The 13459-nt window shown below is 61.0% G+C and carries 14 protein-coding genes and 1 pseudogene; 5 read left to right on the forward strand and 10 right to left on the reverse strand.

Annotated elements, in window-relative coordinates; genetic code table 11:
• Positions 1-86: 86 nt before the first annotated feature.
• Positions 87-416 (forward strand): annotated as a pseudogene (locus NKI41_RS02505) (GNAT family N-acetyltransferase); the annotation flags it as partial.
• A 64-nt stretch (positions 417-480) separates the two neighbouring features.
• Here NKI41_RS02505 and NKI41_RS02510 read toward each other — a convergent pair.
• Positions 481-1482, reverse strand: a complete 1002-nt coding sequence (locus NKI41_RS02510; RefSeq protein ID WP_352470076.1) for a 2-hydroxyacid dehydrogenase — start codon at positions 1480-1482, stop codon at positions 481-483.
• A gap of 156 nt (positions 1483-1638) precedes the next feature.
• Between NKI41_RS02510 and NKI41_RS02515 the strand changes: the two genes are divergently transcribed.
• Positions 1639-2196 carry an SH3 domain-containing protein gene (locus NKI41_RS02515; RefSeq protein WP_352681227.1) on the forward strand — a complete coding sequence of 186 codons (558 nt, stop codon included), beginning with the start codon at positions 1639-1641 and terminating at the stop codon, positions 2194-2196.
• Positions 2197-2274: 78 nt separating this feature from the next.
• On the opposite strand, the gene NKI41_RS02520 is transcribed toward NKI41_RS02515, so the two are convergent.
• Together NKI41_RS02520 and irrA are read right to left on the reverse strand one after the other, a co-directional pair.
• Positions 2275-2634, reverse strand: coding sequence for a DUF4260 domain-containing protein (locus NKI41_RS02520; protein WP_352680480.1), 360 nt, complete (start codon positions 2632-2634; stop codon positions 2275-2277).
• A gap of 9 nt (positions 2635-2643) precedes the next feature.
• Positions 2644-3075 (reverse strand): iron response transcriptional regulator IrrA, encoded by a 432-nt coding sequence (gene irrA / locus NKI41_RS02525; protein WP_023676913.1) that lies wholly within the window; start codon positions 3073-3075, stop codon positions 2644-2646.
• Between the two features lie 240 nt (positions 3076-3315).
• On the opposite strand from irrA, the gene fabA reads away from it, so the two are divergent.
• The 3 genes from fabA to fabI all read left to right on the forward strand — a co-directional run bounded on the left by fabA (position 3316) and on the right by fabI (position 6001).
• Positions 3316-3834 carry a 3-hydroxyacyl-[acyl-carrier-protein] dehydratase FabA gene (fabA, locus tag NKI41_RS02530; RefSeq protein WP_352470073.1) on the forward strand — a complete coding sequence of 173 codons (519 nt, stop codon included), beginning with the start codon at positions 3316-3318 and terminating at the stop codon, positions 3832-3834.
• Between the two features lie 120 nt (positions 3835-3954).
• A complete protein-coding gene (fabB, locus tag NKI41_RS02535) occupies positions 3955-5175 on the forward strand; it encodes a beta-ketoacyl-ACP synthase I (protein ID WP_023676911.1) in 1221 nt (406 codons plus the stop codon).
• Between the two features lie 13 nt (positions 5176-5188).
• Positions 5189-6001, forward strand: a complete 813-nt coding sequence (fabI, locus tag NKI41_RS02540; RefSeq protein ID WP_352613887.1) for an enoyl-ACP reductase FabI — start codon at positions 5189-5191, stop codon at positions 5999-6001.
• Between the two features lie 36 nt (positions 6002-6037).
• On the opposite strand, the gene NKI41_RS02545 is transcribed toward fabI, so the two are convergent.
• The 7 genes from NKI41_RS02545 to NKI41_RS02575 all read right to left on the reverse strand — a co-directional run bounded on the left by NKI41_RS02545 (position 6038) and on the right by NKI41_RS02575 (position 13445).
• Positions 6038-7051, reverse strand: coding sequence for a class I SAM-dependent methyltransferase (locus NKI41_RS02545; protein WP_352455121.1), 1014 nt, complete (start codon positions 7049-7051; stop codon positions 6038-6040).
• 89 nt (positions 7052-7140) lie between these two features.
• Positions 7141-9288, reverse strand: a complete 2148-nt coding sequence (gene pnp / locus NKI41_RS02550; protein WP_352681230.1) for a polyribonucleotide nucleotidyltransferase — start codon at positions 9286-9288, stop codon at positions 7141-7143.
• Between the two features lie 408 nt (positions 9289-9696).
• On the reverse strand, positions 9697-10008 hold the full coding sequence (gene rpsO, locus NKI41_RS02555; RefSeq protein ID WP_280940423.1) for a 30S ribosomal protein S15: 312 nt from the start codon (positions 10006-10008) through the stop codon (positions 9697-9699).
• A gap of 140 nt (positions 10009-10148) precedes the next feature.
• Positions 10149-11243 carry a magnesium/cobalt transporter CorA gene (gene corA / locus NKI41_RS02560; RefSeq protein ID WP_352681232.1) on the reverse strand — a complete coding sequence of 365 codons (1095 nt, stop codon included), beginning with the start codon at positions 11241-11243 and terminating at the stop codon, positions 10149-10151.
• A 146-nt stretch (positions 11244-11389) separates the two neighbouring features.
• Entirely contained in the window at positions 11390-12343 is a 954-nt protein-coding gene (gene truB / locus NKI41_RS02565) for a tRNA pseudouridine(55) synthase TruB (RefSeq protein WP_352681234.1), read from the reverse strand.
• Positions 12343-12768: a 30S ribosome-binding factor RbfA gene (gene rbfA / locus NKI41_RS02570; RefSeq protein ID WP_352681236.1), complete on the reverse strand. Its 426-nt coding sequence runs from the start codon at positions 12766-12768 to the stop codon at positions 12343-12345. Before rbfA ends, truB begins: the two co-directional genes overlap by 1 nt.
• A gap of 104 nt (positions 12769-12872) precedes the next feature.
• Positions 12873-13445, reverse strand: a complete 573-nt coding sequence (locus tag NKI41_RS02575; protein WP_352681238.1) for a hypothetical protein — start codon at positions 13443-13445, stop codon at positions 12873-12875.
• Positions 13446-13459 lie beyond the last annotated feature (14 nt).

Consider the following 13459-nt stretch of genomic DNA (forward strand, 5'->3'; position numbering starts at 1 on the left):
AGGGTTTTTTGTCCCTCTTGATCGCTCTCTTCCAACTCCGGCCCAAGCCGGTCGCCGCTTAGGGGCCGGATTGTTCACGGTCGACTAGAGCGCTGGAGGAGACAGCATTCCTGGCACTGAAGGGAAACGAGATCGTCGGTTGCGTCTTCATCCTGAAGCGCGCAGACGAGCTCTATGTTGGAAAGCTCGCGGTCGAGCCGGTTCTTCAGGGACAAGGCATTGGAAAACAGCTGATGCAGGCCGTCGAAGATCTTGCCCGCAGCCGCAACAGGACCGCCATCGAGCTCCAGACCCGGGTCGAACTGACTGGAAACCACGCTGCCTTCGCCCGCCTCGGCTTTCGCGAAACCGAACGGACAGCACACAAAGGTTACGACCGGCCGACCTCAATCACCATGCGCAAGGTGCTTTTGTAAGCAAACGCTATCCAAAAGCGAGCCGGCAGCTGCCGCGACCAGAATTCGCTGCCACGATGGCCGGTCACGCCCGCAGCGGCAGCACGCGGTCGGGCGGGCGATGACCGTCGAAGAAGGCGCGGATGTTGATGATTACCTTCTCGCCCATGTCGATACGGCCTTCGAGCGTCGCCGAGCCCATATGCGGCAACAGCACGACCTTGCCTTTGTGGGCGAGTTTCAGCAGCTTGCTGTTCAGCGCCGGCTCGTGCTCGTAGACGTCGAGGCCGGCGCCGGCGATCTTGCCGTCATGGATGAGCTTGACCAGCGATTCCTCATCGATGATATCGCCGCGCGCGGTGTTGACTATGTAAGCTGACGGTTGCAGAAGCGCCAGCCGCCGCGCCGAAAGCAGGTGGAAGGTTGCCGGTGTCGATGGACAATTGACCGAGATAATGTCCATGCGGGCGAGCATCTGGTCAAGGCTTTCCCAATACGTGGCTTCCAACTCGTCCTCGATTGCCGGCAGTACGCGGTGGCGGTTGTGGTAGTGGATCGAGAGGCCAAACGCCTTGGCACGCCTGGCGACGGCGGTGCCGATGCGACCCATGCCGACAATGCCGAGCCGTTTGCCCCAAATGCGCCGGCCGAGCATCCAGGTCGGCGACCAGCCCGCCCATTTCTTATCGCCGGTCAGCACGTTGGCGCCTTCGGCCAGCCGCCGCGGTACGGCCAGCATCAGCGCCATGGTCATGTCGGCCGTATCTTCGGTCAGCACGTTCGGCGTGTTGGTCACGGTGATGCCTTTCTTGGCCGCTGCCGCAACGTCGATCTTGTCTACCCCATTGCCGAAATTGGCGATCAGCTTGAGGTTGTCGCCGGCCTGGGCAATCAGCGCCGCGTCGATATTATCGGTGACGGTCGGCACCAGCACATCGGCCTCCTTGACCGCAGCCACCAGTTCCGGCTGCGTCATCGGCCTGTCCTCCACATTCAAGCGGGCGTCGAACAACTCGCGCATGCGGGTCTCGACCGGGTCGGGCAATTTGCGCGTGATGACGACGAGGGGCTTCTTTTTGCCTGCCATTGTTTTCCTCGAACCCGATCTCGTTGAGACCTCTTTAACCAAGAACGGCGAAACTGAGAGCCGATCGCGGTACCGGTCATTCATGTAACAAGCGGTTCCGCCGAAGACAAAGAAAAAGGGGCGAAGGCCGATGGGCCGGTGCCGAAAGGAACGAAAGTGTCTGGTTTCGCGTCGCTCCGCCTGACCCTCAGTGCAGCATTCCTCGGCGCTCTCATCCATAGCCCACTGGTGATGGCGCAAAGTGCCGCCGCACCCGCCCAGAGCATCACGCTCGGACCAAGCGGCTTGCCGCTGCCGCGCTTCGTCAGCCTGAAATCCGGCCGCGTCAACTCGCGCGTTGGGCCGGGCGTCAATTATTCCGTCGACTGGATGTATATGAAGCCAGGCCTGCCGATGGAGATCATCCAGGAGTTCGATACGTGGCGCCGTGTGCGTGATGCCGACGGCTCGGAAGGCTGGATCAATCAGTCGCTGCTTTCGGGCCGTCGCACGGCGATCGTCGCCCCCTGGCAGCGCGGCAAGGACGCTCGCGTCAACCTCCTAGACGACCCGGCAAAAGACGCAGGCGTCATCGCGATCCTCGAACCGGGGGTGATGGGCACGATCAAGACCTGCGATGGCCAGTGGTGCGAAATGACCTTCGACGGCCATACCGGCTGGCTCGCGCAGTCGCTGGTCTGGGGTGCCTATCCCGGCGAAAAGGTCAAGAACTGACTTTCCGAACTGGAGGTTGGCCAGCGCTGCAGCACCGGATCCGGCATTTGTTTCGCTGGTCTTCGGTTCGGGGATGGTTTAGCGGCCGATGCGGCCGAGATGGGTATCCTGGAAACTGCTTGACAGCTTCAAACCATAGCCCAGAGCGCGGTCGATGGCGATGTGGGCGATCCAGATCAGCGCGACAGCTACCGCCATTGCATTGTCAAAGACGCTGCCGACAAGCGCCAGCAGAACGGGCAAGATCAGTATGTGCAAGGCGTTGTAGGCGACCGCCCCGACGCGCGGCCCGGCCATGTAACCCAGCATCGACAGGTCGGGCGCCAGAATGAGCACGGCAAACAGCCACCAGGAAACACCGGCGATCGCATAGAAGACAAGAGCCGCCACCGCGACGGCGACCCATTCGAGCCGGAGCGTCAAATCCAGGAATTTCATAAGTGCCGGTCAGTCGCAGCGTTTCGGACGCAGTCTCACCACTATATCGACATTGGCGATCTCCATGCCCTCCGGCGGCTCCGGCAGGTTGGAAACCGTCACCGGGCCGCTGTCGATATCGAAGATCCTGTTTTCGCCCTCGATATAGAAATGATGGTGATCGGAGGTGTTGGTGTCGAAATAAGTCTTCGATCCCTCGACGGCAAGGATGCGCAGAAGACCGGCCTGGGTAAACTGGTGCAGAGCATTGTAGACGGTGGCCAGAGACACCGGCACGCCGGCGGCAAGCGCCTCCTCGTGCAGTTCCTCGGCCGAAAGATGGCGGTCGCCCTTGGCGAAAAGCAGATCGGCCAGCGCGATGCGCTGGCGTGTCGGCCTCAGACCGGCCTCACGAACCCGCTTGTCCACAGCGACATTATCCTTCCGGCAACCCAGATCCATCTATCCGTCGCGCTCACAGTTCCGCCTCAGACAGGTCCAAAATGGCAGAAATTGAGCATCTGCCGAAACTGGACGTGTCCTGACATATATTCTGTCGACCGAATGCGATCAATAGCGCGCATTGACCCGGGCAGACGGGCAGGTTAAGCGCAAACGCCGGTTTCCGGCCTGAAACAGATTGTGTTAGGAAACCACCGACAAGGGCTCCTTTCGCGCGGGACGATCACGGGGACGAGATTGATGGCGGATCCGAAATCCAGCTACGGTTACGAGGAATTGCTTGCCTGCGCCCGCGGCGAGCTGTTCGGACCGGGAAATGCGCAGTTGCCCTATCCGCCGATGCTGATGTTCGACCGCATCACCGAGATCAGCGAGACCGGCGGTGCGTTCGACAAGGGTTTCATCCGCGCGGAATTCGACATCAAGCCGGATTTGTGGTTTTTCGCCTGCCATTTCATCGGTAATCCGATCATGCCGGGATGCCTGGGCCTGGACGCCATGTGGCAGTTGACGGGGTTCTATCTCGGATGGCTCGGTGAACCCGGCAAGGGGATGGCGCTGTCGACCGGTGAGGTGAGGTTCAAAGGCATGGTCACGCCTTCGGTCAAGAAGGTGGAGTATGGCGTCGACTTCAAGCGCGTGATGCGCGGTCGGCTTGTGCTTGGCATCGCCGATGGCTGGCTGAAGGCAGATGGCGAGCCCATATACGCGGCAACGGATCTGAAGGTCGGTCTGTCCAAGCAATCGGCCGCCGTCTGAACGAAGACCCTGCAGTACGACGTCTTGGACGTCTGATGAACGCTGTAGCACTTTAATTTTGCGCATGGTTCCATTCCGGAAATTGATTTCAGGTTCGGGGTCCGCTGGAAGGAGTTGCGAATGAGACGGGTCGTAGTCACAGGTCTCGGCATCGTGTCGTCGATAGGCAACAATGCCAACGAGGTGCAGACCTCGCTGCACGATGCCAGATCCGGCATCAGCTTCTCCGACTCTTTCGCCGAGCATGGCTTCCGTTGCCGGGTGTGGGGTGCGCCGACGCTGGACCCATCGGGCATGATCGACCGTCGCGCCATGCGCTTCCTGTCGCAGGGTGCTGCCTGGAACCATGTCGCAATGGACCAGGCGATCGCAGACGCCGGCCTCGACGAGGCCGACATCACCAATGAGCGCACCGGTATCGTGATGGGCTCCGGCGGACCGTCGACCCGTGCAATCGTCGAGGCGGCCGAGACCACGATCAAAAACGGCAGCCCCAAGCGGATCGGGCCGTTCGCGGTGCCAAAAGCGATGTCGTCGACCGCGTCGGCGACGCTTGCCACCTGGTTCAAGATCCACGGCGTCAACTATTCGATCTCATCGGCCTGCTCGACGTCTGCGCATTGCATCGGCAATGGCTACGAGCTGATTCAGTGGGGCAAGCAGGACATCGTCTTCGCCGGCGGCCATGAGGATCTCGACTGGACGATGTCGGATCTCTTCGATGCCATGGGCGCCATGTCGTCCAAGTTCAACGACAGGGCGTCGGTCGCCTCACGCGCCTACGACGTCGATCGCGACGGTTTCGTCATTGCCGGCGGCGCCGGCGTGCTGATTCTTGAAGAGCTCGAGCATGCCAAGGCACGCGGCGCCAAGATCTATGCCGAGATCGTCGGCTATGGCGCGACATCGGACGGCTACGACATGGTGGCGCCGTCGGGCGAAGGAGCGGCGCGCTGCATGAAGCAGGCGCTCGCAACGGTGTCCTCGCCGGTCGACTACATCAATACGCACGGCACCTCGACGCCGGTCGGCGACTCCAAGGAAATGGGCGCCATCCGCGAGGTGTTCGGCGAGAAGATGCCTTTCATCACGTCGACCAAATCGTTAACCGGCCATTCTCTGGGCGCCGCCGGCGTGCAGGAATCGATCTACTCGATCCTGATGATGCAAGGCGGGTTCATCGGCGAGAGCGCCCACATTGAGAACCTCGATCCGGAATTCGAGGGCATGCCGATCGTGCGCAAGCGCATCGACGATGCAAGGATCGACACCGTTTTGTCCAATTCGTTCGGTTTCGGTGGCACCAACGCAACGCTGATTTTCCAGCGCTATTCCGCATAAGGATTTGCCGACCATGGACGGATTGATGAAGGGCAAGCGCGGGCTTGTCATGGGTGTTGCCAACGATCATTCGATCGCCTGGGGTATCGCCCGCAAACTGTCCGAACATGGCGCGGACCTCGCCTTCACCTATCAGGGCGAGGCCTTCGGGCGCCGGGTCAAGCCGCTCGCCGAGAAATTGGGCGCATCCCTGGTGGTGCCTTGCGACGTCGAGGACAGCGTGTCGGTCGCCGCGACTTTCGAGACTTTGGGGAAGGCGTGGGGCGGGCTGGATTTCGTCGTCCATGCCATCGGCTTTTCCGACAAGAACGAGCTGAAAGGCCTCTACGCCGACACGAGCCGCGACAACTTCATCCGCACCATGGTGATCTCCTGCTACTCCTTCACCGAGATCGCCCGTCACGCCGCCACATTGATGAAGGATAGCGGTTCGATGGTCACGCTGACCTATGCCGGTTCGGTCCGTGTCATGCCGAACTACAACGTTATGGGTGTCGCCAAGGCGGGGCTGGAGGCCAGCGTCCGTTATCTCGCCAACGACTACGGCCCGCGCGGCATCAGGGTGAACGGCATATCGGCGGGACCGGTACGGACGCTTGCGGGCGCCGGGATTTCCGACGCACGCCACATGTTCTCCTACCAGCAGCGCAACTCGCCGCTACGCCGTACAGTGACGATCGATGAAGTCGGCGGCTCCGCGCTCTATTTGCTGTCCGACCTGTCCTCCGGCGTCACCGGCGAAATCCATTATGTCGATTCCGGCTATCACATCGTTTCCATGCCGACGCTTGACGAATTGAAGCAGACCGACGGCGGGCGGGAATAGCGCGAGCGACGTATCGCCGGCTTGCCCCGCAGGATTTCAGCGTCGCGCCGATAAGACCTTGAACATGCCGTCGCGGGCGAGCTCCGCATGGCTGGAGAAGGCGGCCGCCAGCACCGGTTCGTAGGGAAGCTGGCGGTTTGCCACCATGAACAGCCGGCCGCCGGGCTTCAGCGCCTTGCCTGCCGCGCGGATCATGCCGGCACCGATTTCCGGCTCAGTCGCCCGGCTGCGGTGAAAGGGCGGGTTCATGACGACCACGTCGTAGCGGCGCTCGACCGGTTCGCTCAACAGATCTATCCAGAAGAAACGTGGCTCCACGCCTGTGTTGCCGACATTGGCCTTGGCCGCCTCCAGCGCCTCGAAATCCGCTTCGTAAAGGTCAAGCGCCGATATGCCGGGTGAGCGGGCGGCGACTTCGGCGGCGACATAGCCCCAACCGGCACAGAAGTCCGCAACGCTGCCACGCAGATCGTTGGGCAGATTTTCGACTAGCAGCTTCGATCCGGCATCGATCTTGTCGAAGGAAAACATGCCTGGGGCCGTGCGGAAGCGGTCCTCGACCACCAAGTCCGGATTGGCGGCGCGAAGCGTTGCCGCGGCAACGGTATCGGCCGGCCGGCGAAACCAGAAGGCAATGCCGTGATGCTTCGGCAGGTGGCCTTCGAGCGGCACAAGGGCGCCGACATGCTTGCGCAGGCTGGCGATTCCATCGTCCTTGCTGCCGGCGACGACGATCAACCCGCCTGGTGCTGCGCGTTCGACCGCTTCGGCAACGCGCAACTCGTTTTGGCCGCGATGGCGGCCAGCGAGCACAAATGCCGCGTCGAAAGCCTCGCCTTCGACCTGCGGCGTGACCGCGAAGCCGGACGCCTGCAAGGCGCGAAAGTGCGGCCTGAAGCCTTGGACAAGATGAAGCTTGGCATCAAAACCTTCCGGCAAGCGAAAGCCGGGCTCGGCACCGAGAAAGAGTATGCGTTCATCCTTTCGTGGCAGGGAGACAGCACCGGCCTCGAACGGATGGAAAAGCGTTTTCAGCGGCTCGGCGGACATTCACCACTCTTGAACTGCAAGGCTGTTGTTGAAACGCAAACGGGCGCGACCTTCCGGCGCGCCCGCTTCGATTGCATAGTTAGATCAGCTTAGGCGGCGTTTTCTTCGCCTTCGCTCTTCTTGTCGCGCACGATTTCCTTGCCGGTGGCCTGGTCGACGACCTTCATCGACAGGCGGACCTTGCCGCGCTCGTCGAAGCCCATCAGCTTGACCCAGACCTTGTCGCCTTCCTTGACCACATCGGAGGTCTTGGCGACGCGGTCATTGGCGAGTTGCGAGATGTGGACGAGGCCGTCACGCGGACCGAAGAAATTGACGAAAGCGCCGAAGTCGGCGGTCTTGACGACCGTGCCTTCGTAGATTTCACCGACTTCCGGCTCGGCGACGATGGTGTGTATCCACTTCTTCGCCGCCTCGATCTCCTTGGCATTGGCCGAGGCGATCTTGACGGTGCCGTCGTCCTCGATGTTGATCTTGGCGCCGGTCTTTTCGACGATCTCGCGGATGACCTTGCCGCCCGAGCCGATCACGTCGCGGATCTTGTCGGTCGGGATGTGCATGACCTCGATGCGCGGCGCGAACTCGCCGAGCTCGGCACGTGCGCCGGACAGCGCGTGGGCCATTTCGCCGAGAATGTACTGACGGCCATCCTTGGCCTGGTCGAGGGCGATCTTCATGATCTCCTCGGTGATGCCCTCGATCTTGATGTCCATCTGCAGCGAGGTGATGCCGTAGGCGGTGCCGGCAACCTTGAAGTCCATGTCGCCGAGGTGGTCCTCGTCGCCAAGGATGTCGGAGAGCACGGCGAAGCGCTCGCCTTCCTTGATCAGGCCCATCGCAATGCCGGCGACCGGCTTGGCAAGCGGCACGCCCGCGTCCATCAGAGCCAGCGAGGTGCCGCAGACGGTAGCCATCGACGACGAGCCGTTGGACTCGGTGATCTCCGAAACGACGCGCAACGTATAGGGGAACTGGTCGGCGGTCGGAAGCATCGGCCGGATGGCGCGCCAGGCGAGCTTGCCATGGCCGATTTCGCGGCGGCCCGGCGAACCCATGCGGCCGGTTTCACCGACCGAATAGGGAGGGAAGTTGTAGTGCAGGAGGAACTTCTCCTTGTACATGCCGGTCAACGAATCAACATACTGCTCGTCCTCGCCGGTGCCGAGCGTGGCGACGACCAGCGCCTGGGTCTCGCCGCGAGTGAACAGCGCCGAGCCGTGCGTACGCGGCAGGACGCCGACTTCCGAGACGATCTTGCGGACCGTCTTCAGGTCGCGGCCGTCGATGCGCGAGCCGGTGTCGAGGATGTTCCAGCGCACGACCTTGGCCTGGAGCTCCTTGAACACGGTGCCGATCTGTTCGGACGTGTATTTGGCCTCTTCGCCTTCTGCCGGCGCGAACGCGGCCTTGACCTTCGCCTTGACGGCGTCGACGGCGGCATAGCGCTTCTGCTTGTCGGTGATCTTGTAGGCGTCGCGAAGCTCGCCTTCGACGATCTTGAGCATCTCGGCTTCAAGTGCGGAATAGTCCGGCGCGGTGAAGTCGCGCGGGTCCTTGGCCGCGACTTCAGCCAGCTTGATGATCGCGTCGATCACCGGCTGGAAGCCCCTGTGGCCGAACATGACGGCACCAAGCATAAGGTCCTCGCCGAGTTCCTTGGCTTCGGACTCGACCATCAGCACGGCGTCGGCGGTGCCGGCGACGACCAGGTCGAGCTTCGATTCCTGCATCTCGTCGACATGCGGGTTGAGCACATATTCGCCGTTGATGTAGCCGACACGGGCGCCGCCAACCGGGCCCATGAACGGCACGCCGGACAAGGTCAGGGCGGCGGAGGTGGCGACGATCGACAGGATGTCCGGGTCATTTTCGAGATCGTGCTGGACGACGGTGACGACGATCTGGGTGTCGTTCTTGTAGCCTTCGGCGAAGAGCGGGCGGATCGGGCGGTCGATCAGGCGGGAAACCAGCGTTTCCTTCTCGCTCGGACGGCCTTCACGCTTGAAATAGCCACCCGGGATCTTGCCGGCGGCGTAAGTCTTCTCCTGGTAGTTGACCGTCAGCGGGAAGAAATCGAGGCCGGGTTTCGGCTCTTTCATCGAGACTACGGTGGCGAGAACCTTGGTTTCGCCGTAGGTGGCCAGCACCGCGCCATCAGCCTGACGCGCGATCTTGCCGGTTTCGAGAATGAGCGGACGGCCGCCCCATTCGATTTCGACTTTGTGGTAATTGAACATGTCTTGTCCTTCGTATGCGGAAAGGGCCGCGCCGTTTCAGCGTGCGCGGATGCCCCTTTCCCTTGGCTTCCTTTCTCGGGCAGCCACGGGCAAGACAACGGGAGGCTCGGCTTATTCGGCGCGGTGCCGCACGAGCGTCCTGCAATCCTGCCCCATGACCGTCCATGGGCGGTTTCGAGTAGCCCTCTGCTGTTTCGAAACCGGGTTGGCCAATCGATCCGACTGGCCTTGCGCGTGAACCCGAAAACCAGGTTTTCGGAAAGTATCCTGCGCAAATCTAAACTTCAGAGCGTCCTTTGCGCGTCCAAACCGGTGCGCGGCGCTCTGCTTTCTTCATTGGAGCCTCGGATGATCCGATGCTCCAATGCGCGACCGGCGGGCTCTCGAAAGAACCCGCCGGTCAATTCGTCAACGGCGCAGACCGAGCTTCTCGATCAGCGTCTGATAGCGCGCGTCGTCCTTGCGCTTGAGATAATCAAGCAGGCTGCGGCGCTGGGAAACGAGAGCGAGCAGACCACGGCGGGAATGGTTATCCTTCTTGTGGTCCTTGAAATGATCGGTCAGGTTCTTGATGCGCTCGGAAAGGATGGCCACCTGGACTTCCGGAGACCCGGTATCGCCCTTGGCGGTTGCGAATTCGCCCATCAATTCTTTCTTGCGTTCGGCAGTAATCGACATCGTGTTTTTCCTTGTCTGTTTGAGGAAACGGGACGCCCTCAGCCGGGATGTCGTCCAGCAGGGGCCGGCGCAAGCAACGCGTCAAAGCGCGAGGCTGCGGCGCATATAGTGCAATTCCGACAAAAAGGCCAGCCTAATTCACAAGCCGGCTTTTTGCTGCGTAAACGGGCACTTCCGCCTAGTCAGAGCCATTTCTTCCATTTGAAGTACGCAAAGAGCCCGACCGCCACAAGCGCCATGAAGGCGAGCGACAGCGGATAGCCGTAATAGGCCTTCAGCTCCGGCATGTTCCAGGGCGAGGTGTCGGGGTCGAAATTCATGCCCCATACGCCGACGAGAAAGGTAAGCGGCATGAAGATCACCGAGACGATCGTCAGATAGCTGATGACGTCGTTGGTGCGCGCCTGGCTGAGCGACAAGTGCATCTCGATCAGGCCGGTCAGCATGTCGCGCTGGGTTTCGACCAGTTCGATCAATCGCAGCGAATGATCGAGCGTGTCGTTCAGAAATATCTTGGTTTCGGCCTTCACATAAGAGACGTCATTGCGGATCATGGTCGCCAGCGCGTCGCGCATCGGCCAAAGCACGCCCTTCAGCACATTGGCATCGCGCCGTAATTCATGAAGCTGCCGCATCTGATGCTTGTGCGCCTGGTTCAGCATCTGGTCCTCAATGCTGTCGACCAATTCGCCGGCAGTCTCGATCGGCGGGAAATAGCTGTCGACGATAGCGTCGATCAAGGCATAGGCGAGATAGTCGGCGCCGCGCGAGCGCAAGCGGTTGGGCACCGAGCTTGCGATCCGCTTGCGCACGGGATCGAACGGGTCGCCTTCGCGCTCCTGGAAGGTGACGACGAAGGTCTTGCCGAAGAAGACGGCGATCTGTTCGTAACGGTGCGCGGTGACGTCGTCGATCATCCTGACGACGACAAAGGCGTGGTCCTCGAAGAAATCCACCTTCGGTCGCTGACCGGTGTTGACGACATCTTCCAGCGCCAGCGGATGCAGGTTGAAGATCCGGCCGATCTCCTCGATCAGCTGGATGTTGGCGAGGCCTGTGCAATCGAGCCAGATAACCGGCCAATTGTGGCAATGGGTGTTGACGTCGTCGATGCTGGCATTGTCGATGGTCTTGAACTTTTCGGGCGAGATCAACGTCAGCCTGAGCTCGGAGCGGCGCGCCGCCGGGTCGGCGATCAGCGTGCCCGGCGAAGCCCCGACCGGCGGCCTCCGTGTTTTGAGCGCCGCTCGTTTGTTGACCGTGTCAGCCTTTGCCATGTGCCCCCTCGAGTGCAGCGTCGAACGGCACTACAGCGCAGCGCATCCTTTCGGACGGCAAACGACGCCGTAGGCCTGTTGATTTAGCGCATGATCCTTTCCCAAAATAGAATCCGGTTTGGAGATCATGCGCCGGGCGACAGCTGTTACCCGACAAAGACCCGCTTTGGCTTGAACATGCCTTGCTCGATGGCGCCGATGGCGACCAGCTTGCCGCGCGCGGTGGCGCAGGCCTCCTCAGCTGCAACCGGCGCGTCACGGCCGCGAATGATGACCGGATTGCCGAGGCGGATTTTGGTTGCCGCATCGTCGCTGATCGCAACCTGCGGCAAGCATTCGAGCGCCGCGGCGGTGTCGACCAGAAGTGCATCGATGGTACCGAAGTCGATCGGCGCGTCTGCTGCTTGCGGCTCGCCCTGCTCGCCGAAGCGGGCGGCCTCCAACTCGGCCAAGGTGACGAAATCTTCCTGCGTGAACGGCTCGACCTCGACCCGCCGCAGCTCGGCGATGTGACCAAAGCAGCCAAGGTCGCGCCCCATGTCGCGCGCCAGCGAGCGGACATAGGTGCCCTTGCCGCATTCGACCTCGAAGATGGTGCGATCGGCCATGTGCTCGACCAGATCGAGCCGGCCGATCTCGACCTCGCGTGCCGGAATGTCGATCGTCTCGCCATCGCGGGCAAGGTCGTAGGCGCGCTCGCCGGCGATCTTGATCGCCGAAAATTGCGGCGGCGTCTGCATGATGACGCCGGTATATTTCGAAAGCAGCGCCCGTACGTCGGCTTCCGCCGGACGGCGGTCCGAGCTTTTGGTCGCCGGGCCTTCGAGGTCGTCGGTCGAACGCTCCTCGCCCCAGGCAACCGTGAAGCGGTAGACCTTGGCGCCGTCCTGGACGTATGGCACGGTCTTGGTCGCTTCGCCGAGCGCGATCGGCAGCATGCCGGACGCCAGCGGGTCGAGCGTGCCGGCATGGCCGGCCTTTTCCGCCTGGAACAGCCATTTGATCTTGGAGACGGCTTCAGTCGAGCCCATGCCGACCGGCTTGTCCAGTACCAGCCAGCCCGAGATCGGGCGGCCCTTCTTCTTACCGCGACGCGCCACTATTCGCTGTCCTTCCGGTCGTCTTTGTCTTTGTCGTCGGCGCTGAGATCGCGCGCGACTTCGGGCGAGTGCAGCAATTCGTTGATCTTCTGGAAATTGTCGTAGCTGGTGTCGAGCCGGAAGCGGAATTCCGGCATGTACTTCATCTGCCGCAGCGCGCCGGAGACGCGGCCGCGCACGAACTTCGCATGCTTGTTGAGCGCCTCGATCACCGCCCCGGCACCCTTGGCGCCGAGCGGCGAAACGAAGGCGGTGGCGATCTTGAGATCGGGCGACATGCGCACTTCCGAGACCGAAACCACCGTGTTCTCGATCAGCGGATCGAGGATCTCGCCGCGCTGCAAGGTCTCGGACAGCGCATGGCGCACCTGCTCGCCGACGCGCAGCATGCGCTGGGATGGGCCAGCCGTTGATGGTCTAGGCATGAAAATTCTTCCTTCGCGCGGGTTCGAACCGCCTCAAGCCGCCCACTTAGCGCTGTTGAACTGGCTTGGCTACCCTTGGGAACCTGCGTTAATTGGTCCTCATTCTATGACCGAGCGTCAGCTACCCAGATTTTTATTTTCGCAAGCGCATCGGCGGTAACGACATCTCTCGGGACAAAAACGAAACGGGTGCCGTCGTCAATAACGAAGAATAAATAATCGTGGCTGAGATGCATCCGTTCTATCTTTCGATTCTTTATCGAGCTCTCATCCAAAAACTGGATAATATACCCGTCGAAAATCTTAACTGATTCAGCGATATTGCCAAGCTTCTTATTACCTGCCTTCCTTTTTAAAGGAACCAAAAAACTACGAGCTATTATTATATATATTGTCCCCATAGCAATTGGGGCCAGAGCGTAAATTGTCTCACTGGAAACCACGCCCTTTGCAAGGTACTCCAGCAGAGCGACGGCCAACGCAGATGTCCAGATAATCAAAAGAATTGCGGCTATCAAAATCAGCCAAGCAAGCCCTGTAAGAATCCAACGCCTGGATCGACCATACCTCAGATCGGAAAACGAACGCGCAGCACGTTTAAGCTGCGTATCATTTGTCTGGAAGGTATACTCCCATAGAGGGAACATACCTTCCAAATTTGGAACGTCCTGGCCCATATCGGTGCCAAGCG

The sequence above is a fragment of the Mesorhizobium sp. M0601 genome (assembly GCF_040320845.1).
GTDB lineage: Bacteria > Pseudomonadota > Alphaproteobacteria > Rhizobiales > Rhizobiaceae > Mesorhizobium.